General features: G+C 54.8%; 24 protein-coding genes. 10 read left to right on the top strand and 14 right to left on the bottom strand.

The features are described 5' to 3' along the window. Positions 1-49 precede the first annotated feature (49 nt). The gene (gene cpxA / locus ABGB15_RS20980; protein ID WP_022649811.1) at positions 50-1423 is read right to left on the bottom strand and encodes an envelope stress sensor histidine kinase CpxA; all 1374 of its coding nucleotides are present in this window, start codon (positions 1421-1423) and stop codon (positions 50-52) included. Continuing rightward, complete coding sequence (gene cpxR / locus ABGB15_RS20975) at positions 1420-2118, bottom strand: envelope stress response regulator transcription factor CpxR (RefSeq protein WP_003862004.1); 699 nt, start codon at positions 2116-2118, stop codon at positions 1420-1422. Before cpxR ends, cpxA begins: the two co-directional genes overlap by 4 nt. 150 nt (positions 2119-2268) lie before the next feature. On the opposite strand from cpxR, the gene cpxP reads away from it, so the two are divergent. From cpxP to ABGB15_RS20945, 6 genes are all read left to right on the top strand, one after another. Continuing rightward, on the top strand, positions 2269-2775 hold the full coding sequence (gene cpxP, locus ABGB15_RS20970) for a cell-envelope stress modulator CpxP (RefSeq protein WP_215723752.1): 507 nt from the start codon (positions 2269-2271) through the stop codon (positions 2773-2775). 153 nt (positions 2776-2928) lie between these two features. After that, on the top strand, positions 2929-3822 hold the full coding sequence (gene fieF / locus ABGB15_RS20965) for a CDF family cation-efflux transporter FieF (protein WP_152082899.1): 894 nt from the start codon (positions 2929-2931) through the stop codon (positions 3820-3822). A gap of 174 nt (positions 3823-3996) precedes the next feature. Further along, a complete protein-coding gene (pfkA, locus tag ABGB15_RS20960) occupies positions 3997-4959 on the top strand; it encodes a 6-phosphofructokinase (protein ID WP_152082900.1) in 963 nt (320 codons plus the stop codon). Between the two features lie 232 nt (positions 4960-5191). Continuing rightward, the gene (locus tag ABGB15_RS20955) at positions 5192-6181 is read left to right on the top strand and encodes a sulfate ABC transporter substrate-binding protein (RefSeq protein ID WP_215723751.1); all 990 of its coding nucleotides are present in this window, start codon (positions 5192-5194) and stop codon (positions 6179-6181) included. Positions 6182-6284: 103 nt separating this feature from the next. After that, complete coding sequence (locus tag ABGB15_RS20950) at positions 6285-7028, top strand: CDP-diacylglycerol diphosphatase (protein WP_152082902.1); 744 nt, start codon at positions 6285-6287, stop codon at positions 7026-7028. A 73-nt stretch (positions 7029-7101) separates the two neighbouring features. Beyond that, positions 7102-8406 carry an SLC13 family permease gene (locus ABGB15_RS20945; protein WP_215723750.1) on the top strand — a complete coding sequence of 435 codons (1305 nt, stop codon included), beginning with the start codon at positions 7102-7104 and terminating at the stop codon, positions 8404-8406. A gap of 81 nt (positions 8407-8487) precedes the next feature. On the opposite strand, the gene tpiA is transcribed toward ABGB15_RS20945, so the two are convergent. Together tpiA and ABGB15_RS20935 are read right to left on the bottom strand one after the other, a co-directional pair. Then, on the bottom strand, positions 8488-9255 hold the full coding sequence (tpiA, locus tag ABGB15_RS20940) for a triose-phosphate isomerase (protein WP_006808674.1): 768 nt from the start codon (positions 9253-9255) through the stop codon (positions 8488-8490). A gap of 111 nt (positions 9256-9366) precedes the next feature. Continuing rightward, positions 9367-9963, bottom strand: a complete 597-nt coding sequence (locus ABGB15_RS20935; protein WP_215723749.1) for a DUF1454 family protein — start codon at positions 9961-9963, stop codon at positions 9367-9369. Between the two features lie 112 nt (positions 9964-10075). On the opposite strand from ABGB15_RS20935, the gene ABGB15_RS20930 reads away from it, so the two are divergent. Beyond that, positions 10076-10495 (top strand): DUF805 domain-containing protein, encoded by a 420-nt coding sequence (locus ABGB15_RS20930; protein WP_152082905.1) that lies wholly within the window; start codon positions 10076-10078, stop codon positions 10493-10495. On the opposite strand, the gene fpr is transcribed toward ABGB15_RS20930, so the two are convergent. The 4 genes from fpr to ABGB15_RS20910 all read right to left on the bottom strand — a co-directional run bounded on the left by fpr (position 10496) and on the right by ABGB15_RS20910 (position 14849). Continuing rightward, positions 10496-11242: a ferredoxin--NADP(+) reductase gene (fpr, locus tag ABGB15_RS20925; RefSeq protein WP_152082906.1), complete on the bottom strand. Its 747-nt coding sequence runs from the start codon at positions 11240-11242 to the stop codon at positions 10496-10498. Between the two features lie 97 nt (positions 11243-11339). Continuing rightward, positions 11340-12350: a class II fructose-bisphosphatase gene (gene glpX, locus ABGB15_RS20920; protein ID WP_152082907.1), complete on the bottom strand. Its 1011-nt coding sequence runs from the start codon at positions 12348-12350 to the stop codon at positions 11340-11342. A 123-nt stretch (positions 12351-12473) separates the two neighbouring features. Next, positions 12474-13982 carry a glycerol kinase GlpK gene (gene glpK, locus ABGB15_RS20915; protein ID WP_215723748.1) on the bottom strand — a complete coding sequence of 503 codons (1509 nt, stop codon included), beginning with the start codon at positions 13980-13982 and terminating at the stop codon, positions 12474-12476. 21 nt (positions 13983-14003) lie between these two features. After that, positions 14004-14849, bottom strand: coding sequence for an MIP/aquaporin family protein (locus ABGB15_RS20910; protein ID WP_215723747.1), 846 nt, complete (start codon positions 14847-14849; stop codon positions 14004-14006). 399 nt (positions 14850-15248) lie between these two features. Between ABGB15_RS20910 and zapB the strand changes: the two genes are divergently transcribed. From zapB to ABGB15_RS20895, 3 genes are all read left to right on the top strand, one after another. Further along, positions 15249-15488 carry a septal ring assembly protein ZapB gene (zapB, locus tag ABGB15_RS20905; RefSeq protein WP_022649799.1) on the top strand — a complete coding sequence of 80 codons (240 nt, stop codon included), beginning with the start codon at positions 15249-15251 and terminating at the stop codon, positions 15486-15488. A gap of 92 nt (positions 15489-15580) precedes the next feature. Beyond that, entirely contained in the window at positions 15581-16249 is a 669-nt protein-coding gene (locus ABGB15_RS20900; RefSeq protein WP_215723746.1) for a hypothetical protein, read from the top strand. Next, a complete protein-coding gene (locus tag ABGB15_RS20895) occupies positions 16246-16641 on the top strand; it encodes a hypothetical protein (protein WP_215723745.1) in 396 nt (131 codons plus the stop codon). Before ABGB15_RS20900 ends, ABGB15_RS20895 begins: the two co-directional genes overlap by 4 nt. A 36-nt stretch (positions 16642-16677) precedes the next feature. On the opposite strand, the gene rraA is transcribed toward ABGB15_RS20895, so the two are convergent. The 6 genes from rraA to cytR all read right to left on the bottom strand — a co-directional run bounded on the left by rraA (position 16678) and on the right by cytR (position 22269). Beyond that, a complete protein-coding gene (gene rraA / locus ABGB15_RS20890; protein WP_126546043.1) occupies positions 16678-17163 on the bottom strand; it encodes a ribonuclease E activity regulator RraA in 486 nt (161 codons plus the stop codon). Between the two features lie 92 nt (positions 17164-17255). Then, complete coding sequence (menA, locus tag ABGB15_RS20885; RefSeq protein ID WP_215723785.1) at positions 17256-18182, bottom strand: 1,4-dihydroxy-2-naphthoate polyprenyltransferase; 927 nt, start codon at positions 18180-18182, stop codon at positions 17256-17258. Positions 18183-18245: 63 nt separating this feature from the next. Continuing rightward, complete coding sequence (gene hslU / locus ABGB15_RS20880; RefSeq protein WP_215723744.1) at positions 18246-19580, bottom strand: HslU--HslV peptidase ATPase subunit; 1335 nt, start codon at positions 19578-19580, stop codon at positions 18246-18248. 9 nt (positions 19581-19589) lie between these two features. Beyond that, a complete protein-coding gene (gene hslV, locus ABGB15_RS20875; protein ID WP_014172194.1) occupies positions 19590-20120 on the bottom strand; it encodes an ATP-dependent protease subunit HslV in 531 nt (176 codons plus the stop codon). A gap of 94 nt (positions 20121-20214) precedes the next feature. Then, a complete protein-coding gene (gene ftsN, locus ABGB15_RS20870) occupies positions 20215-21150 on the bottom strand; it encodes a cell division protein FtsN (protein ID WP_152082912.1) in 936 nt (311 codons plus the stop codon). Positions 21151-21243: 93 nt separating this feature from the next. Next, positions 21244-22269, bottom strand: coding sequence for a DNA-binding transcriptional regulator CytR (gene cytR, locus ABGB15_RS20865; protein ID WP_152082913.1), 1026 nt, complete (start codon positions 22267-22269; stop codon positions 21244-21246). Positions 22270-22289 lie beyond the last annotated feature (20 nt).

Below are 22289 nucleotides of genomic sequence, written 5' to 3'. Positions count from 1 at the left end.
CCCGGTGGCGCTGCGCTTACCGGGCCTACAATACGGTGCCAGAGGAAAACTAAGAACGCTTATACAACGGTAGCCACAGCGTTAACCGTAATCCGCCCAGCGGGCTATCGTCGGCTTTCACCCAGCCACGGTGCTGCTGCATGGCGGTTTCAACAATCGCCAGACCCAGACCTGTACCGCCAGACTCACGGTCGCGCGCTTCGTCGGTACGGTAGAACGGACGGAAAATCTGCTCGCGGTCTTCCGGGCTGACGCCAGGGCCATCGTCGTCCACGATGATGGTGATCCCGTCTTTATCCACCGAAAACGCCACTTCAATCTTCGTATGTGAATAGCGCAGAGCGTTGCGCACGATATTCTCCAGCGCGCTCTCCAGCGTGTTAGGGTTACCGTACAGCGGCCACGGGCCCGGCGGGAAGTTGACGGTGAACGATTTCCCCATCTGCTCCGCTTCGAACGCCGCGTTGTCCAGCACCTCGTGCCACAGGTGGTTGGCTTTCACCGTTTCGCTTACCAGTGCGTTCTTCTGCTGATTGCGCGACATCACCAGCAGATCGTTGATCATGCTGTCCAGACGGTGCGCTTCCGTTTCAATGCGTTCCAGCTCTTTGCTTTCACCGCTGCGGCGGCGCAGTAATGCGGTACCAAGCTGCAAACGTGTGAGTGGGGTGCGCAGTTCGTGGGAGATGTCTGACAGCAGGCGTTGCTGCGCGGTCATCATGCGGTCAAGAGCAGAGACCATCTGGTTAAAGCTGGTTCCGGCGGCCAGGAACTCCTGCGGGCCGGATTCCAGTTCCGGATGCTGCCTCAGGTTGCCCTGCGCCACTTCGTCTGCCGCATTTTTCAGCTTACGCGCCGGTTTCGCCAGGCTCCAAGCCAGCCATAACAGCAGCGGGGAACTGACCAGCATCGTGACAATCAGCAGCAGGAGTGGGCGGTCAAACAGCAGGTTGATGAAGTCAGACTGGGAACTGCTCGCAGGACGAATCAGATAGAGCTGATAATTATCTTCCCCATCTCTTACGGAGAAGGGGCCTACCATCTCTACCCGACCATATTTCTTTTTCTGGGGGTGATCGGCATTATCCGCCTGACCTATGAAGTTGCGGATAATCTGCATTTCATTGCGATCGGCCCCGATAACGCGGCCTTCGCTGGTGACCAGCAGCAGGCGTTGTCCGGGCGGTGCCCACTTGTCGATAGCGCGAAACAGCCTGCGCCACCACATTAAATCGTTCGGCGGATCGTTTGCCAGCTCGGCTTCCACGTGCTGCTCGATCATCACGCCCTGACGTTGCTCGCTGTCGAGCAGTTCCGTCATCTGGCGTGAGTCGAGTTTTGGCAACATCAGTACGAGCATTAAAACCAGTGCCAGCGTCAGCCAGAAAATGGCGAAGATGCGGGCGGTTAAGCTGCCTATCATGAAGCGGAAACCATCAGATAACCGCGACCACGCAGAGTTTTAAACCACGGATGACCGTCTTTACGCTCCGGCAGCTTACGGCGCAGGTTCGAGATATGCATGTCAATGGCGCGGTCAAACGGCGTGAGGCGTTTGCCCAGCACTTCCTGACTTAAATGTTCACGCGATACCACCTGGCCGAGATGCTGCGCCAGCAGATAAAGCAGGGTGAACTCGGTGCCGGTCAGTTCCAGCGTTTCGCCGTCGAAGCTCGCCTCCTGACGGCCTGGGTTCAGGCTCAGGGAGTCCACTTCCAGCGTGGGTGAGCTGTTGTCGGTATTCTGCTGCTGTTCGCTCCAGTGAGAACGACGCAGGATAGCGCGAATGCGGGCAACCAGTTCACGGTCGTTGAATGGCTTAGGTAAATAGTCATCCGCGCCCAGCTCAAGGCCAAGTACACGGTCTAATTCGCTGCCGCGTGCGGTCAGCATAATAACGGGGGTCTGGTGTGTCTGGCGAAGCTCTTTCAGCGTATCAATGCCGTTTTTCTTCGGCATCATGACGTCGAGCAAAAGTAAATCGATGCTGTCGTCAAGGAGACTCAGCGCCTGCTCGCCATCGTGGGCAACCAGAACGTTGAAACCTTCCATGTCGAGCAACTCCTTTAAAAGGGATGTGAGCTCTCGGTCATCATCAACTAACAGGATTTTATTCATTGTTTAAATACCTCCGAGGCAGAAATTACGACATCAAGGCTATCTAATCCATGACTTTACGTTGTTTTACACCCCCTGACGCATGTTTGCAGCCTGAATCGTAGACTGTCTCTCGTTGAATCGCGACACGAAAGATTTTGGGAGCAAGTGATGCGCAAAGTTACCGCTGCCGTCATGGCCTCAACGCTGGCGTTCAGTGCGTTTAGCCAGGCTGCTGTAGCTATCATCGGCGATAACGGTTCCTCACAAGAGGGCGCAACGCAGCACAGCAGCCAAAGCCATATGTTCGACGGCATAAGTTTAACCGAACATCAGCGTCAACAGATGCGAGATCTGATGCAGAGGGCAAGACACGACCAGCCTCCTGTTAATGTTAGCGAAATGGAGACAATGCATCGCCTTGTCACCGCAGAAAATTTTGACGAAAGCGCTGTACGCGCTCAGGCAGAAAAAATGGCACAGGAACAGGTTGCCCGCCAGGTAGAGATGGCGAAGGTCCGCAACCAGATGTTCCATCTGCTTTCGCCCGAGCAGCAAGCGGTTTTGAACGAGAAACACCAGCAACGGATGGACCAGTTGCGTGAGGTTGCACGGATGCAGCGAAGCTCAGAAACGACGCTTTTTAGTAGCAATAGCAATACCCGTAGTAACCAGTAAACCCTGTTTTCCTTGCCATAGACACCATCCCTGTCTTCCCCCACATGATGTGGGGGTTTTTTTTGCCCTTCGTTCAGGTTTGTTAACCGTTTATTCATCCTTTGACTCCGCAACCATCCGTTATACTAGCGCCATGGCATGACAGGAGTGTTTATGAATCAATCCTATGGACGGCTGGTAAGCCGGGCCGCAATCGCCGCGACGGTAATGGCGTCGTGTTTGCTGATCATTAAAATTTTCGCGTGGTGGTACACCGGCTCGGTCAGTATTCTGGCGGCACTGGTGGACTCGCTGGTGGATATTGCCGCCTCGCTGACCAACCTGCTGGTAGTGCGCTACTCGCTGCAACCGGCCGATGAAGAGCACACGTTTGGGCATGGCAAGGCAGAATCGCTGGCGGCGCTGGCGCAAAGCATGTTTATTTCCGGCTCCGCGCTGTTCCTCTTTTTGACCGGCATTCAGCATCTTGTCTCGCCGTCGCCGATGAACGATCCGGGCGTCGGCGTGGTGGTTACAGTGATTGCACTTATAAGCACACTTGTTCTGGTAACGTTCCAGCGCTGGGTGGTGCGCAAAACGCAAAGCCAGGCTGTACGGGCAGATATGCTTCATTATCAGTCTGATGTTATGATGAATGGCGCTATTCTTATTGCGCTCGGTCTGGCCTGGTATGGCTGGCATCGCGCCGATGCGTTGTTTGCGTTAGGAATTGGCATCTATATTTTATACAGTGCGTTACGGATGGGGTACGAGGCGGTGCAATCGCTTCTGGATCGCGCCCTTCCGGACGCAGAACGTGATGAAATTTTTGCTATCGTGAACCACTGGCCGGGCGTCAGTGGAGCCCACGATCTTCGTACGCGGCAGTCAGGGCCGACCCGCTTTATACAGATTCATATAGAAATGGAAGACAACTTGCCGCTGGTTCAGGCTCACGTCATTGCTGAGCAGGTCGAGCAGGCGATTTTGCAGCGTTTTCCTGGTTCAGACGTCATTATTCACCAGGACCCCTGCTCGGTTGTACCCGGACATGTTCAGCTTTCGTAATTCGTTGTAAAAAAGTGAGCCAGGCCAGCATTTTGTGTATAAATTACCGCCATTTGGTCTGACCTGAATCAATTCAGCTGGAAGCGATTGATATACTATTTGCAGTATTCGTTGGTCGAACAGTTTCTTCCGGCAACAGATTTCAATTTTGCATTCCTAAGTTCAGAGGTAGTCATGATTAAGAAAATCGGTGTGTTGACAAGCGGCGGTGATGCGCCGGGCATGAACGCGGCAATTCGTGGGGTTGTCCGTGCAGCCCTGACGGAAGGTCTGGAAGTTTTTGGTATCTATGACGGTTACCTGGGTCTGTACGAAGACCGTATGGTTCAACTGGACCGCTACAGCGTGTCTGACATGATCAACCGTGGCGGCACCTTCCTGGGTTCTGCGCGCTTCCCGGAATTCCGTGACGAACACGTTCGTGAAGTGGCTATCGAGAACATGAAAAAACGCGGCCTGGACGCACTGGTTGTTATCGGTGGTGACGGTTCATACATGGGTGCGAAACGTCTGACCGAAATGGGCTTCCCGTGCATCGGTCTGCCAGGCACCATTGATAACGACATCAAAGGCACTGACTACACTATCGGCTTCTTTACCGCGCTGGGTACGGTTGTTGAAGCGATTGACCGTCTGCGTGACACCTCTTCTTCCCACCAGCGTATTTCCATCGTAGAAGTGATGGGACGTTACTGTGGCGACCTGACGCTGGCTGCGGCCATTGCGGGCGGCTGCGAGTTCATCGTGGTGCCAGAAGTCGAATTCAGCCGTGAAGATCTGGTTGCTGAAATCAAAGCCGGTATCGCGAAAGGTAAAAAACACGCCATCGTAGCTATCACCGAGCACATCTGTGACGTTGACGAGCTGGCGAAGTACATCGAAACCGAAACCAAGCGCGAAACCCGCGCGACCGTGCTGGGCCACATCCAGCGTGGCGGTTCCCCTGGCCCGTACGACCGTATCCTGGCGTCCCGCATGGGCGCGTACGCTATCGATCTGCTGCTGCAGGGGCACGGCGGCCGTTGCGTCGGTATTCAGAACGAAAAACTGGTTCACCATGACATCATCGATGCGATTGAAAACATGAAGCGTCCGTTCAAAGGTGACTGGCTGGACTGCGCGAAAAAACTGTACTGATCGGCTCTTTTGCCCGGTGGCGGCAAGGTAAATGCAAAACGGTAACCCTTGGGTTACCGTTTTTTATGTTTGCTCCCTCTCCCGTGGGAGAGGGGTGGGGTGAGGGCATAAGGTCGCTCCTGTCCCTCTTTTTATTCCTCCTTGTTATAGCCAATCTTTTTTTATTCTTTAATCATTGGTTCCCTTTCTGGCACGCTGCATTCATCAAAACACTACATAAGAGAGCTGGGCGATGAATAAATGGGGCGTGGGTTTAACATTATTGCTGGCATCGACCAGCGTTCTGGCTAAGGACATCCAGTTACTGAACGTGTCATACGACCCGACGCGTGAGCTGTACGATCAATACAACAAAGCGTTTGCGGCGCACTGGAAACAGGAAACCGGCGACAATGTGGTGATTCGCCAGTCTCACGGCGGCTCAGGCAAACAGGCAACGTCTGTCATTAACGGCATTGAAGCTGACGTGGTGACTCTGGCGCTGGCCTACGACGTAGACGCGATTGCGGAGCGCGGTCGTATTGATAAAAACTGGATCAAACGTCTGCCGGACAACTCTGCGCCATATACCTCGACCATCGTTTTCCTGGTGCGTAAAGGCAACCCGAAACAAATTCATGACTGGAACGACCTGATTAAGCCGGGCGTCTCGGTCATCACTCCGAACCCGAAAAGCTCTGGTGGCGCACGCTGGAACTATCTGGCCGCCTGGGGCTACGCCCTGCACCACAACAACGGCGATCAGGCGAAAGCTCAGGAGTTCGTGAAAGCGCTGTTTAAAAACGTGGAAGTGCTGGATTCCGGCGCACGTGGTGCAACCAATACCTTCGTTGAGCGCGGCATTGGTGACGTGCTGATCGCCTGGGAAAATGAAGCCCTGCTGGCGACGAACGAGCTGGGTAAAGACAAGTTTGAGATCGTCACCCCGAGCGAATCTATCCTCGCCGAGCCGACTGTCTCCATCGTCGACAAAGTGGTTGAGAAGAAAGGGACCAAAGCGGTGGCTGAAGCGTACCTGAAGTATCTCTACTCTCCGGAAGGCCAGGAAATTGCGGCGAAAAACTTCTATCGCCCACGTGATCCGGCTGTGGCGAAGAAATACGAGAACGCCTACCCGAAACTGAAACTCTTTACCATTGATGAGGAGTTTGGTGGCTGGACAAAAGCGCAGAAAGAGCACTTCTCTAACGGCGGTACTTTCGACCAGATCAGCAAGCGCTAAGCGTTTACGCAAAAATAGCCCGGTGTGAGAAATCCGCCGGGTTTTTTATTTGGTCATCATTTTGCGTTACTCTTTCGCTTCTGACGAAAACAGGGAACGCGTTGTGAAAAAAATTATCTTACTGAGCCTGGTTGTCATCGCCCTCGCTGCTGGCGGCTGGTACTGGATGAAAGCGGGTAACCCGAATGCGTTGCGTCATATCGTCCTCGACCAGTGTCTGCCTGGTCAGCTGCAACACCGTAATCCTGCGCCGTGTGCGCAGGTGAAACCTGACGCAGGTTACGTGGTGTTCAAAGACCGCAACGGACCGCTGCAATACCTGCTGATGCCGACCTACCGCATCAACGGCACTGAAAGCCCACTATTAACCGAGCCCCATACGCCGAATTTCTTCTGGCTGGCGTGGCAGTCGCGCAGCTTTATGTCCCTGAAGCGTGGGTCCGAGGTGCCCGACAGCGCCATTTCGCTGACGATTAACTCACCGACTGGCCGCACGCAGAATCATTTCCATATTCATATCTCCTGCCTGCGCCCTGACGTGCGCGAAAAGCTGAATGCCTCTCAGGGGCAAATCAGCACCCAGTGGCTGCCTTTTCCGGGCGGACTGGAAGGGCATGAATATCTCGCCCGCCGTGTGACGGAAAATGAACTGGTGCAGCGCAGCCCGTTTATGATGCTGGCGGAAGAGGTACCGGAAGCGCGCGACCATATGGGGCGCTTTGCGCTGGCAATGGCTCAGCAGTCGGACGGGTCGTTTATTTTGCTGGCGACCGAGCGCAATTTGCTGATGCTTAACCGCGCATCCGCTGAGGAATTACAGGATCATCAATGCCATATCCTGAAGTGAGCCCACCATAAATAGCGTTTACTCGTTCTGCCTGTCGCCGTAGACTTGCTGAAAAAACCGACAGGAGACAGGAATGTCGCTCTGGTTAACTCACCCTTTGTTACTGCCTTCACTGATCGTTGGCGTCACCATTGTGTTATGGGCGACGTCACTGTTGCCGGAATTCATCACCGCGCTGCTGTTTTTTACGGCGGCGATGACCGCCAGAATTGCCCCGCCGGAGGTGATTTTTGGCGGCTTTGCCTCGTCTGCCTTCTGGCTGGTATTCAGCGGCTTTGTGCTTGGCGTGGCGATCCGTAAAACCGGTCTGGCCGACAGGGCTGCACGGGCTTTATCCGCAAAGCTCACTGACTCTTGGGTATTAATGGTCGCCAGCGTGGTGTTGCTGAGCTACGCCCTGGCGTTTGTGATGCCGTCGAACATGGGCCGCATTGCGCTGTTGATGCCCATCGTCGCGGCGATGGCAAAACGCGCCAGCATTCCCGATGGATCGCGCGCCTGGTTTGGCCTCGCGCTGGCTGTCGGGTTCGGCACCTTCCAGCTTTCGGCTACTATTCTGCCTGCCAACGTGCCCAATCTGGTGATGAGCGGCGCGGCGGAAGGCTCATACGGTATCCACCTGAACTATGTGCCCTATCTGCTGCTGCACACGCCGGTGCTCGGTATCCTCAAGGGGTTGATTCTGATTGGGTTGATCTGCTGGCTGTTTCCCGGCAGCCCGAAACCCGCGCGCGATCTCGTGCCGTCAGAACCCATGGGGCGGGATGAAAAACGGCTCGCCTGGCTGCTGGCTGTCGTGCTGGTGATGTGGGTGACGGAGAGCTGGCACGGCGTTGGGCCTGCCTGGACGGGGCTGGCGGCGTCGGTCATTGTCATGCTGCCGCGCATCGGCTTTATCACTGGCGAAGAGTTTTCCACAGGCGTAAACATGCGCACCTGTATTTATGTGGCGGGCATTCTGGGGCTGGCGATTGTGGTGACGCAAACCGGCATTGGCTCAGCCGTGGGTGAGGCGTTACTGCAGATTATGCCGCTGGATGCAGACAGACCGTTCACCAGCTTCCTGGCGCTGACGGGGATCACCACGGCGCTCAACTTCATCATGACGGCCAACGGCGTTCCCGCGCTGTACACCACCCTGGCGCAGAGTTTTTCGGATGCTACCGGCTTCCCGCTGCTGTCGGTGATCATGATTCAGGTATTGGGGTATTCCACGCCGCTGCTGCCGTATCAGGCATCGCCGATTGTGGTGGCAATGGGGCTAGGGAAGGTGCCTGCAAGGGCGGGGATGCTGCTCTGTCTGGCGCTGGCAATCGCAACGTATCTGGTGCTGCTGCCGCTGGATTATCTGTGGTTTAGCCTACTGGGACGGCTGTAAAAAAGCCCGGTGGCGCTGACGCTTACCGGGCCTACAGAACCGTAGGGCGGGTTAGCGAAGCGCCACCCGCCACAAAAGCCATTACGCCTGTTTAGCCGCTTCTGCAGCTTTAACGATCACCGCGAAAGCGTCCGCTTTCAGGGATGCGCCGCCAACCAGCGCGCCATCGATGTCTGGCTGGGTGAACAGCTCAGCAGCGTTGGATGCGTTTACGGAACCGCCGTACTGGATGATCACTTGCTCAGCCACTTTCGCGTCGGCTTTAGCAATGTGGTCACGGATAAATTTGTGAACCGCCTGAGCCTGCGCAGGGGTTGCAGATTTGCCGGTACCGATCGCCCAGACTGGCTCGTAAGCGATGACTGCGCCTTCGAACGCTGCCGCGCCCTGGGTTTTCAGCACAGCGTCGATCTGACGTGCGCACACTTCTTCAGTTTTGCCCGCTTCGTTTTCCGCTTCGGTTTCACCGATGCACAGAACCGGGATCAGACCCTGCTCTTTCAGCACAGCGAATTTCTTCGCGATAAATTCGTCGGATTCTTTGTGGTAGGTGCGACGCTCAGAGTGGCCGATGATGATGTATTTCGCGCCGATATCTTTCAGCATTTCAGCGGAGGTTTCACCGGTGAATGCGCCAGACAGGTTAACGTCAACGTTCTGCGCGCCCAGCACGATGTGGCTGCCGTCAGCGGCACGTTTAGCCAGATCCAGGTACATATCCGGCGGAGCGATAGCAACCGCGCAGCCAGTCACACCAGCCAGCTCTTTACGCAGGTTCGCAACCAGTTCGTTTACCATGTGGCGGCTGCCGTTCAGTTTCCAGTTACCCATCACTAAAGGATGTCGCATTTCAATTCTCCACGCTAAATAAGCGAATTAAGGAATATGGCCACCCTGACGGGCAGCATGGTCTGTGAATCAGTATAGAGATTTTCCCCTGAAAGGCTTTGCTTTTTGTCATTAATTCGCCCCTCCAAGTGAGTCTGATAGTGCCAGCTTAATCGGTTCAACAGCGAAGGTCAGGCCTTTTTCGCCATTATCTGCCACAACATAGCGAACGGCACCTTCCGTATCGGTGTAGTAACGCTTGTTTTTGCCCGCCGTCAGCAGTTTTTGCAGCTTTTGTTGGCTTTGCGCTTTTGTCAGCGCAGGCGTAAAGGCGCGCAGGACGGCGCTCATATACTCCAGCGCTTTCGCTTTTGCCGCTTTTTGCTCTGGCCCCTGAATTGGCAGCCAGGTAACCTGCATGCTTTTGATTTTTAACGTTCCACGCTCAAGTGCGGTTGAGGCGTACAGGTTCTCGTTAATCTTGCTGGCGGCGCGGGTGAGGGTCGGCGTATCGCGTGCGCTATCAATGGCGCGGAATTCTTCCAGCGGCAGCGTCGGGTTGTCTTTGTTGAACGCTTCACGGAACTGGCTGATCGACTGATCGAACGACGGCGCACCTGCCAGCAGATACGGCGCGGTTGCCGGTGCGGTGGTTTCGGCGGCGTAAAGGGGAAAGCAGGCGCTGAGCGTTGTTAAACACAGCAAAAATGAGTAAGCCCAACGTTTCATCAATATTGTCCCAGGCTGTAACTGTTCATGATTAAAACGATATCTGTCCGGCTTGTCAAAAGGTCACAACTCCAGGGTAAAATGCGCGCTATACGATAATAAGGAACCTTACATGACCATACAGCAGTGGTTGTTTTCATTCAAAGGGCGTATTGGACGCCGTGATTTCTGGATCTGGATGGTGACCTGGATTGTCGCCATGCTGCTTCTGTTTTTCGTTGCCTACAATGCGTGGCTGAGTACGCAAACGGCAGCGTTTGCACTGGTCTGCCTGCTTTGGCCAACCGCGGCGGTGGTGGTGAAACGTCTGCACGATCGCGGTCGTTCCGGCGCATGGGCATTTCTGATTATTCTGGCGTGGATGCTGGTGGCAGGGAACTGGTCGATACTGCCGTCCATCCTCCCCTGGGTTGTGGGCAGGCTGCTGCCGTCCGTGATCTTCGTGATGATGGTTGTCGATCTGGGCGCGTTTATCGGCACCCAAAACGAAAACAAATACGGTAAAGACACCCTTGAGGTGAAGTACCGCTGATCACCAGTAGTGTTCAGCGGTCATATGGCCCGGTCGGCGGCGAAGATGTTTCGTCATCTGCCGGGACTCCTTCAGAAGCTGCTGTGTATCTCTGACCATCTGTGGGTTGCCGCACAGCATCACGTGGCTGGTTTCCGTATTCATCGGCAAGCCAACCGCCGCTTCCAGCGCACCACTTTCAATCAACGCCGGCACGCGACCGGTCAGCGAGCCTGCTGCGGTTTCACGGCTGACCACGGTCTGGATTTTCAGCTTCCCGCCATACTGTTGTTCCAGTTCCTGCATCTGCGGAAGATAGCTTAAGTCTGCGGCGTAGCGCGCGGCGTGAACCAGCACGATATTTTTAAAACGCTCCAGGTCTTTGCCGTACTGGAGAATAGAGAGGTAAGGGCCGATGGCCGTACCGGTAGCCAGCATCCACAGGGTGTCGCAGTCCGGGATTTCGTCCAGCACAAAGAAACCTGCCGCTTCGCTCACAATCTGAACATCATCGCCCGGTTTCAGTGCGGCAAGGCGCGGGCTGAGTTTGCCGTCCGGGACGGTGACCAGATAGAACTCAAGGTCCGGATTATCCGGCGCGTTGACGTAAGAGTAGGCGCGCTGCACGCGCTCCCCATCGACATCCAGACCCAGCTTGGCGAATTGCCCGGCGGTAAATGGATGAACGGGAGCGTGAAGGGTGAGACTAAATAGCGCATCGGTCCAGAACTGTACCTTTATGACTTTACCTGTTACCCAGTCCGCCATGACCATCTCCTGTGCTGAAATTCTATTTCTATCTTCCGTTCTTACCGGAGAGATTTCCAGCCCATTTGGGCCGGAAAGCTCAATCGATCAAACGGTTTTAAAGAATGTGCGTTTGCACGTCCGGGTCTTTGCGATCGAGATAGTGGATAGACTGAATGCGGCGAATGGTGCGCGATTTACCGCGGATCAGCAGGGTTTCGGTGGTCGCCATGTTGCCCTTGCGGGTGATGCCGTCCAGCAGATCGCCTTTGGTGATACCGGTTGCGGAGAAGACCACGTTATCGCTGCGCGCCATGTCGTTCAACGCGAGGACTTTATTCGCTTCGATGCCCATTGCTGCGCAGCGGGCAAGCTCGTCCTCACCGATGCGACGGTTTTCCTCGCTGTCGCCTTTTACGTCATGACGGGCCAGCAGCCGCGCCTGCATGTCGCCGTCCAGCGCGCGGATCACCGCCGCAGAGACTACCCCTTCCGGTGCGCCACCGATGCCGTAAAGCACGTCCACTTCGCTGTCCGGCATGCAGGTCAGAATCGAGGCGGCAACGTCACCGTCCGGGATCGCAAACACGCGCACGCCGAGTTTTTGCATCTGCGCGATGGTGGCGTCGTGACGCGGTTTCGCCAGAATGGTGACGGTCAGCTCGCTGAGCGGTTTGTCCAGCGCGTTGGCTACATTGCGAAGGTTCTCTTCCAGCGGCAGGCTGAGGTCGATTGCGCCTTTCGCGCCAGGGCCGACAATCAGCTTTTCCATGTACATGTCCGGCGCGTTGAGGAAGCAGCCTTTATCACCCACGGCCAGCACCGCCAGCGCATTGGCTTGGCCCATCGCCGTCATGCGCGTGCCTTCGATCGGATCGACGGCGATATCCACGGCATCGCCTTTACCTGTCCCGACTCTTTCACCGATGTAGAGCATCGGCGCTTCGTCGATCTCGCCTTCGCCGATCACGATGGTGCCGTCGATGTTGACCTGGTTAAGCACGATGCGCATGGCATGGACAGCCGCGCCGTCTGCGGTATTTTTGTCGCCACGCCCCAGCCATTTATAGCCTGCCAGCGCGGCCGCTTCGGTGACGCGGGAAAACTCGATAGCAAGTTCACGTTTCATGAGGTACTCGTACAATCAAAAGGAATTGCACGAAGTTTATCACAGAGTGGGGAGGGGTGAGGGGGCCGGTGCGGTCTGAGCCCCTCACCCTAACCCTCTCCCCAGGGGAGAGGGAATATATGATTACTCTTCGTGCTCTTCCCATGCCAGGGCACGTTTCACCGCTTTCTTCCAGCCGCTGTAGCGGTAGTTGCGCTCGGTGGTTTCGATGCCAGGGCGAAATTCACGTTCGATCACCGCTTTTTCCTGCAGCTCGTCCAGGTTCTGCCAGAAGCCTACCGCCAGACCGGCCAGGTACGCCGCACCCAGCGCCGTCACTTCACGCACTTCAGGGCGCTCCACGCGGGTGCCCAGAATGTCGGACTGGAACTGCATCAGGAAGTTGTTGGCAACCGCGCCGCCGTCCACGCGTAGCGCATGCAGACGAATGCCGGAGTCAGCCTGCATCGCTTCCAGCACGTCGCGCGTCTGGTAGGCGATAGATTCCAGGGTGGCGCGAATGATGTGGTTGGAATTCACACCACGCGTCAGACCAAAAATCGCGCCGCGGGCATACGGGTCCCAGTACGGTGCGCCGAGACCGGTGAATGCAGGCACTACATACACGCCGTTGGTGTCTTTCACCTTGGTCGCGAAGTATTCGGAGTCGAATGCATCGCTGATCAGCTTCATCTCGTCGCGCAGCCACTGAATGGACGCGCCCGCCATGAATACTGCGCCTTCCAGGGCGTAATTCACTTCACCGCGTGGGCCGCAGGCAATGGTGGTCAGCAGGCCATTTTCTGATTTCACCGCTTTCTCGCCGGTGTTCATCAGCATAAAGCAGCCGGTGCCGTAGGTGTTTTTCGCCATCCCTTCTTTGACGCACAGCTGGCCGAACAGCGCCGCCTGCTGGTCACCGGCGATACCGGCGATAGGAATACGGGTGCCGCCCTTACCGCCGATGTTGGTCTGGCCGTACACCTCGGAAGACTTACGCACCTCAGGCAGCATGGCGCGTGGAATGTCCAGCGCGTCCAGCATCTTGTCATCCCATTCGAGGGTATTGATGTTGAACAGCATGGTGCGCGAGGCGTTGGTGTAGTCGGTGACATGAACGCGTCCCTGGGTCATCTTCCAGATAAGCCAGGTATCGACGGTGCCGAACAGCAGCTCGCCGCGTTTTGCACGCTCACGTGAGCCTTCCACGTGGTCAAGTATCCACTTCACTTTGGTGCCGGAGAAATAGGGGTCAATCACCAGGCCGGTGGCGCTACGGATGTACTCTTCCATGCCGTCGCGCTTCAGCTTTTCGCAGATTTCGGCGGTACGACGGCACTGCCAGACGATGGCGTTATAAATCGGCTTACCGGTTTCGCGTTCCCAGACCACGGTGGTTTCACGCTGGTTGGTAATACCGATGGCGGCAATTTCGTCGGAGCTGATATCGGCTTTCGCCAGCACTTCGACCAGCGTGGAGCTTTGCGACGCCCAAATCTCCATTGGATCGTGTTCTACCCAGCCTGGGCGAGGATAAATTTGCTCGAATTCGCGCTGTGACACGCTGACGATGTTCGCGTCATGATCCATTACGACAGCGCGGGAGCTGGTGGTGCCCTGGTCGAGCGCAACGATATATTTTTTTTCGGTCATGGTTTGTGTCCCGTAGTCAGATTACAGCGAGGCTTTTTGTTGTGCGGCGGAAGATGTTTCCTTCTCCTCTTCCACACAGGTGTCGCACGGTAAGTGGCGACCAATCAGTTTGCGATAGCCAAATGCCCCCAGCGCAGCCCCTACGATCGGCCCGAACAGCGGTACGAGGAAGTAAGGTATGTCTTTGCCGCCGGTGAAGGCAACGTCGCCCCAACCCGCAAAGAAGGCGAAGGTTTTCGGGCCCAGGTCACGCGCCGGGTTCATCGCAAAGCCCGTCAGCGGGCCCATTGATGCGCCGATCACGGCAATCAGTAAGCCAATCAGCAGTGGAGCCAGCGGGCCACGCGGAATACCGTTGCCATCGTCGGTCAGCGCCAGTATGGTGCCCATCAGAATAGCGGTAATCACCATTTCAACCGCGAAGGCCTGCACAAAATTGATATGCGGGTTCGGATAAGTGGAGAAAATACCGGCCAGATCCAGACTTTCGACGCTGCCGCGCAGCATATGATGCGTCTGTTCGAAGTCGATGAAAAGATTGTAATAAAGCCCGTAAACTAACGCCGCTGCGCAAAACGCGCCGGCAAATTGAGAAATAATGAAAGGAACAACTTTGCGTCCGTCGAAGCACGCGAACAGCCACAGCGCGATGGTCACCGCCGGGTTAAGATGTGCACCAGACACGCCTGCGGTCAGGTAGATGGCCATTGCCACGCCCAGACCCCAGATGATACTGATTTCCCACTGCCCAAAACTGGCACCCGCCACTTTCAGTGCAGCGACACAGCCCACTCCGAAGAATATCAACAACCCAGTACCAAGGAACTCGGCAATGCACTGGCCTTTTAAGGTTGATGTCTGACTCATAATCGGAATCCTGAAAAAATTGAATGTTTATTGTTAACATGGCCGCCCGTGACAACCACGATGTCCTGTAGACATAGTGTTAATTTATCGTTAACGAGCAAAAACGAGAAATATCGAAATCAAAATGTGTGGTCTGTGTCAATAAAATGAGCGTTTTCGCGCCATAAAGCACATTTTTGCATCAGCGCTGGAGTGTGAGCTGAATCATTTCATTAACGAATGAGTTAACAATTTAGGGGTATATGCCGCGAACGCACCAGGACGAGGCCGAAAAGTGTTGCAAACCGCGATCTGCGTGGCATGCCGCTGGACAGGCGCGACTGCGCTCCATACAATCGGAACATATGTTGTGCGCGTTTACGTTAAAGCGTCGCCTTGCAATTCAGGAGAGGTAGGATCATGTCTTTAGAAGTGTTTGAGAAACTGGAATCGAAAGTACAGCAGGCGATTGACACCATCACGCTGCTGCAAATGGAAATTGAAGAGCTGAAAGAGAAGAACAATTCCTTATCTCAGGAAGTTCAGAACGCCCAGCACAGCCGTGAAGAACTGGAGCGCGAAAACAACCAGCTGCGCGAGCAGCAGAACGGTTGGCAGGATCGCCTGCAGGCGCTGCTGGGACGTATGGAAGAGGTGTAATTCTGAATTCGTACAAAAGGCATCCTTAATGGATGCCTTTTTTGTTATGGGGGAATATTATCGCTCAACATGTTGTTCTCAAGGAATGCGAGATGACAAAACGAAGCGATATTATCGATAATACTGGCCGCTATATTACTCGCGATACTCCAAAAGGTCTTGTCTATACAGAAAATCTGGGATGGATCGATCTTGGGCATGCTAATCCAACAGGAGCCGAAAGGCTATGGCAGCAAATAATGATGCCTCACGGCGGAGACGACACCTGGTTCGAAGTTAATTATCATCAGAGTATGTCAATTAATTTTGCTGGAACAGGCATTACTACCGGTATATACAGAAGATTTTTAGTCCGTCGAGGGCTTAGTGAACATGTTTTAAAGGGGGTGGCACTAGCTATATTCATGGGGACATCTCACCAGTTTGAGTCGGTGCAGGACTTCTGGCCCTATGTTGTTTTTACTGACAGCGGATATAGTGCTGAAGATCTTGTTTCAAATTTATTTGGTTTTTGTCAGGCAGTTAACTATGCGGATTATACTGCTTTTCTGCATATATGCCCGAAAGAGAAAGCGTACCGGATTTGGGATCACTATGGTCCTGTTGGTGAATACAAAAATAAAAGCCTACTTCCTCTTCTTTTCCCAGATCCTCTGGAAAAAACAAGTAACCTCAAACCTTATCAGGGAAGGTTGCCCGCATTCATGAATTCGATAACTCCTGTGGCAAGCCCAGCGTATGTTCGTGAGTTTAGCTTATGAAGAGTTTTAAGCTATTAATATTTTGGGTTTTTATTATTACTATAGGGGCCGGGTACATATTTCTGGCAGCTCGAACTTTTGTACCAGAACGTTATACGCAAGATGATTTTTTTCGTTACCAACTGATGACTCCAAAAATTCTTAAAAGTGCCCCGAGGGTATCAAACCAATGGTATTTCCTTAGTCAAACAGATGAGGGAAGTGGATTAAGGTCGAATGAGATAGTTTTTACCAATATAGAGGAAAGCGATGTTGGTTCACTCATCGAACAGCTTGATGCCTGGATAAACAATTATCCGCAACGCCACGAAATGATGAGTGTTTCGGTAGAGAAATCAAACGGACAACTGGGGATACGAGTTATTCACTATGATATGGATGAAAATAAATAAAAGAAGGCCATCTGTACACCAGATGGCCTTCTTTCGCTACTCAATATCCAGCGGATCTTCGGAAAGGATAATACCGGTGTTATCAGCGTACAGATGGTCGCCGGAGAAGAAGGTCACGCCGCCGAAATTCACGCGCACGTCGCTTTCGCCAATGCCATCACCCGCCGCGCCAACCGGAATGGCCGCGATAGCCTGAATGCCGATATCCAGGTCTTCCAGATCGTCAACCTGGCGCACGGAGCCGTAGACCACAATCCCTTCCCACTCATTCTGGACGGCAATTCCGGCCAGTTCAGCATCAATCAATGCTCGGCGCACGGAACCACCGCCGTCGATCACCAGAACGCGGCCACGGCCGTTCTGTTCGAGCAGATCGTACAGCAACCCGTTATCCTCGAAACATTTCACCGTGATGATTTGCCCGCCAAACGACGACCGCCCACCAAAGTTGGAGAACAGCGGTTCAACGACGTTGACATCTTCCTGGTAGATGTCACAAAGCTCGGAGGTATCGTATTTCATAGGTTTAACGCTCTGTTGCTGCGAATGTGTTCAGTATATCGTGCGAAATGCGTTGTTGGCAAAATCATCAATTGTTAATTGATATTTGTCAGCTAACTGAGCGTCTGGCTTAAGACAATCCCGACGACGAACAACAGGTTAGTCAGCAATGCGGCTTTTACCGTGCGTTCCAGCATCGGCGGCATGGCTGACGGACTGAGTTCACGCATCACATATCGCGCCTGCTTAATCAGCAGCGGTGCAGCGAGCACAAACAGCCAGCCCCACAGGCTGTGCAGCGAGATCAGGTTAAACAGCGCCAGGCAGACCAGCGCGCCGATGAGCAGGCAGGCGTGGTAACGACGCGCGTTAACCGGCCCCAGACGCACGGCCAGCGTGTTTTTGCCGTTCTCACGGTCGCTGTCGATGTCGCGCAGGTTGTTGATATTCAGCACTGCCGTCGCCAGCAGGCCGCAGGCCGTCGCGGGCAGGAACAGGGCAGGGATTACGGTATGCGCCTGCAGGTACCAGCTGCCCATCACGCTCAGCCAGCCGAAGAACACCAGCACGGAAATATCACCGAGACCAATATACCCGTATGGACGCGTGCCGACGGTGTAGGTAATCGCCGCGATAATGGCGAGCAGGCCCAATACCAGGAAGCCGATGAAGTCGCTGGTGGTTTTTGAGGCGACGGTGACGAGCGCCAGACCCGACAGGCAAATCAACACCACGGTGATAATCAACGCCCGCTTCATTTGTGCCTGGGTAATGACCCCTTTCTGCATCCCACGCAGCGGCCCGATGCGGTCAGGCTTGTCGCTGCCTTTCACCGCATCGCCGTAGTCGTTGGCGAGGTTGGAGAGAATTTGCAGCAGACCAGCGGTGATCAATGCCAGCCCGGCGACCAGCGGATCGAAATGTCCCTGCCACCAGGCAAGGGCAGAGCCAACAATTATTGCGGCAAAGGCCAGAGGAAGCGTTTTCGGACGCAGACTTTCGAGCCACGCCTGAGTACGGCTGATGTCAGTCATAGTTATTTAGCCAATAAAAAATGGGGGCAATAGCCCCCATCAACAGTGATGAAAATGCATTGAACGCGATTATAGAATAAAACGGCTCAGATCTTCATCTGCCACTAACGCATCCAGATGTTTGCTCACATATTCTGCGTCGATGGTAATGGTTTGACCGTTAAGGTCGCTCGCGTCATAAGAGATATCTTCCACCAGGCGTTCCAGCACGGTGTGCAGACGACGCGCACCGATGTTTTCGGTGGTTTCGTTCACCTGCCATGCGGCCTGGGCGATACGTTTGATACCGTCTTCAGTGAACTCGAGGTTCACGCCTTCGGTCGCCATCAGCGCTTTGTACTGCACGGTGGCAGAAGCATTCGGCTCGGTCAGGATACGTTCGAAATCTTCGGTGGTCAGCGCCTGCAGCTCAACGCGGATCGGCAGACGACCCTGCAGTTCCGGGATCAGATCGGACGGGCTGGCAACCTGGAACGCGCCGGAGGCGATAAACAGGATGTGGTCCGTTTTCACCATACCGTGCTTGGTAGAGACGGTGCAGCCTTCTACCAGCGGCAGCAGATCGCGCTGAACGCCTTCGCGAGAGACATCCGGGCCGGAACTGTTGCCGCCGCGTTTGCAGATCTTGTCGATTTCGTCGATAAACACGATACCGTGCTGCTCAACCGCGTCGATAGCGTCCTGTTTCAACTCTTCCGGGTTCACCAGCTTCGCCGCTTCTTCTTCAATCAACAGCTTCATCGCGTCTTTGATTTTCAGCTTACGCGCTTTCTGCTTCTGACCGCCCAGGTTCTGGAACATGGACTGCAGCTGGCTGGTCATCTCTTCCATGCCAGGAGGAGCCATGATTTCCACACCCATTGGTGCGGCAGCGAGATCGATCTCAATCTCTTTGTCGTCCAGCTGGCCCTCACGCAGTTTCTTGCGGAACGCCTGCCGCGCAGCAGAAGGTTCGGCCGACTGTTCAGCCTGGCCCCAGTTGTTTTTTGCCGGTGGGATTAGCACGTCGAGAATGCGCTCTTCGGCCATCTCTTCGGCGCGGTAGCGGTTTTTCTCGATAGCCTGGACGCGCACCATCTTGATCGCCGAGTCGGTCAGATCGCGGATGATGGAGTCCACTTCTTTACCCACATAGCCCACTTCGGTGAACTTGGTGGCTTCTACTTTGATAAACGGTGCGTTAGCCAGTTTCGCCAGACGACGGGCAATTTCGGTTTTACCGACACCGGTTGGACCGATCATCAGAATGTTTTTCGGCGTCACTTCGTGGCGCAGCTCTTCATCAAGCTGCATACGACGCCAGCGGTTACGCAGGGCGATAGCCACGGAACGCTTGGCGTTATCCTGGCCGATAATGTGTTTGTTCAGTTCGCTGACAATTTCGCGTGGGGTCATTTCAGACATGGGAGATCCTTACGCTTTAGACGGTAATTCTTCGATGGTGTGGTTGTGGTTGGTATAGATGCAGATATCACCTGCAATATCCAACGCTTTCACCGCGATATCGCGCGCGTTCATGTCGGTATTTTCCAACAGCGCGCGGGCAGCAGCCTGGGCATAAGGGCCGCCAGAGCCGATGGCAATCAGGTCGTTTTCTGGCTGGATCACGTCGCCGTTACCGGTGATGATCAGCGAGGCGGTTTCATCGGCTACTGCCAGCAGCGCTTCGAGCTTGCGCAGCATGCGGTCAGTACGCCAGTCTTTTGCCAGCTCAACGGCAGCTTTCACCAGATGACCCTGGTGCATCTCCAGTTTGCGTTCAAACAGTTCAAACAGCGTGAAGGCATCAGCCGTGCCGCCTGCAAAACCGGCGATCACTTTGTCGTTGTAGAGACGACGTACTTTCTTCACATTGCCTTTCATGACGGTATTACCCAGCGTGGCCTGGCCATCACCGGCGATTACCACATGGCCGTTACGGCGTACACTTACTATTGTTGTCACGAGCAGACCCCCTGGTTACAGAATCGGGAAACAGAAGCCCCGAGCCTGTGCTCAGGGCTGAATAGAATGATAGATGGGGGGGATTTTGGGGGTTTCAACCCCCGGATGCGAGTCGAATGCAGTTTGTGTGACCAGCCACTTTCAAACGGGAAATCGTCCCGTCGGCATTTTCTTTGCCTTTGACCGGGCCAATCACCACGCGATTCCAGCCGTTGTTGGTGGTAATGCGTGAATCAAATCCTTCAAATGCCAGCTGAGCACGCACCGTTTCAGCCTGCTCTGCGCCTTTAAACGAACCGCACTGCACCATCCAACGGCGTTCGTCTTTTTTCTCGGCCGTCTGCTTCGGCGCTTCCGTCTCTTTGGTGACGGGCGCGGCCTGCTGCGTTTTCGGCTGCTGCGCGGTGGTATGCGCTGGCGTCTGCAGCAGATCCTGATATGGCTGAGCCGCTTGCTTTTGCGGCTGGGCTTTCGGCTGCTGCTGCGGTTGCGTACGAGGCTGCTGTACCGGCTGCGTTTGCGCCCACTGCTGTTGTTGCTGAACTTGTTGCTGAGCCTGACGCTGGCGCTGCAATGTTTGCTGACGCTGCGCTGGCGTTTGTTCATTCCACGGCACTTCGTTCAGCTGCGTAGGCTGCTGGCGCATATCGGCCTGCATCTGCGCCAGCAACTGACGTTGTTCATCAGTCAGTTGATCGGCATTTTTCACTTCACCACCGGCAGACGGCTCGGTAGGCGCGCGAACGCCAGGCTGGCGGCTTTCCAGCTCTTTAATATAGCGCCAGCGCTCTTCAGGCTTCGGCGGCAGACCGTTTCCGGCAACCTTGTTGCCCTGAAGCGCGTCGGACTCTTCTTTTTTATGGTGCGTGATGAAGTACAGGCCGCCAATAAAGGCCACCAGTACAGCCGCAGCAATGGCGACCATTGCTGGCGAGACAGCAGGCAAATTACGCTGTTTGCTTTTTGAACTACTCTTTTTGCGTCGCGAAGGTGCCGGCTGGCCGCGACGTACATAATCTCGTTGTGCCACTATCGTTTCGCTGTATTTATTCGTTCGTCAGCCCGCCATGTTACTTAAGCGGCGGGGCTTTGACCAGATAAGGGTGTCCGAAAGGCATTTACTTTAAGTCAATGCCTGGGTAGAACCGCGCACAATCAGCTCGCAGTCCAGTAACCGTGAGCCACTGCTAACTGTTTGACCATGCAGTTGATCCAGCAGAAGAAGCATGGCTTCGCGGCCAATTTGATAGCGCGGTTGCGCGACGGTTGAGAGCGGCGGATCGCAAAATTCCGAAAGCGAAATATTATCGAAGCCGATAATCGACAGGTCTTTCGGCACCCGCAGGCCGCGACGTTTGGCATATGAGAGTGCGCCCAGCGCCATCACGTCGCTGTGACAAAACACAGCGGTAGGTGGCTCCGGCAATGCCAGCAGTTTCTCCAGCGCCAGCCCACCGGCTTCAAAGGTGAAATCACCGCGTGCGATATAGTGTGGATCAACCGTGGCACCGGCGCGACGCAGCGCCTGAACATAACCCTGCAGGCGGTAGTGGCACAGTGGCATCTCTTCTGGTCCGGCGATACAGCCAATGCGTTTATGCCCCAGCTCCTGAAGATAATTCACGGCGTTAAAGGCGGCGGTCAGGTTGTCGATGTGAACGGTCGGCAGCTCCAGCTCCGGCGCAAACTCGTTAGCCATTACCATCGGCGGTAAGTTGCGCTGCTCTTCGATGCTGGCATCAAACGGCAGGCGCGAGCCAAGCAGCAGCATGCCGTCAATCTGCTTGGTAATGATAAGATCGATAAAGGTTTTTTCCTGCTGATTCTGGTGCGCGCAGTCACCAATCAGCACCAGGTAGCCCTGTTCAGCCGCCGTCACTTCGATTCCACGGATGATTTCACTGAAGAAGGGATCGCAGATGTCCGGCACAATCACCAGGATGGTACGCGATTCATTGCGTTTAACGTTGCGCCCCATTACCTGCGGGAAGTAACCCACCTCAATCGCCGCCTGTTCTACCCGATTGCGGGTCGCCTGAGAGACTTTATCCGGGTTCATTAATGCGCGGGATACGGTTGCCGTAGAGACTTGTGCTTTCTGGGCAACGTCTTTCATGGTCGCCGTGGCAACCTCTTTCCTGGACTTCAACGTCTTCTCCTCGCCTGAAC

The sequence above is a fragment of the Enterobacter sp. MALB-1 genome (genome assembly GCF_041021625.1).
Taxonomy (GTDB): Bacteria; Pseudomonadota; Gammaproteobacteria; order Enterobacterales; family Enterobacteriaceae; genus Enterobacter; species Enterobacter oligotrophicus.
Note: the sequence above shows the minus strand (reverse complement) of the source record. Positions and strands in the feature narration are given on the sequence as shown.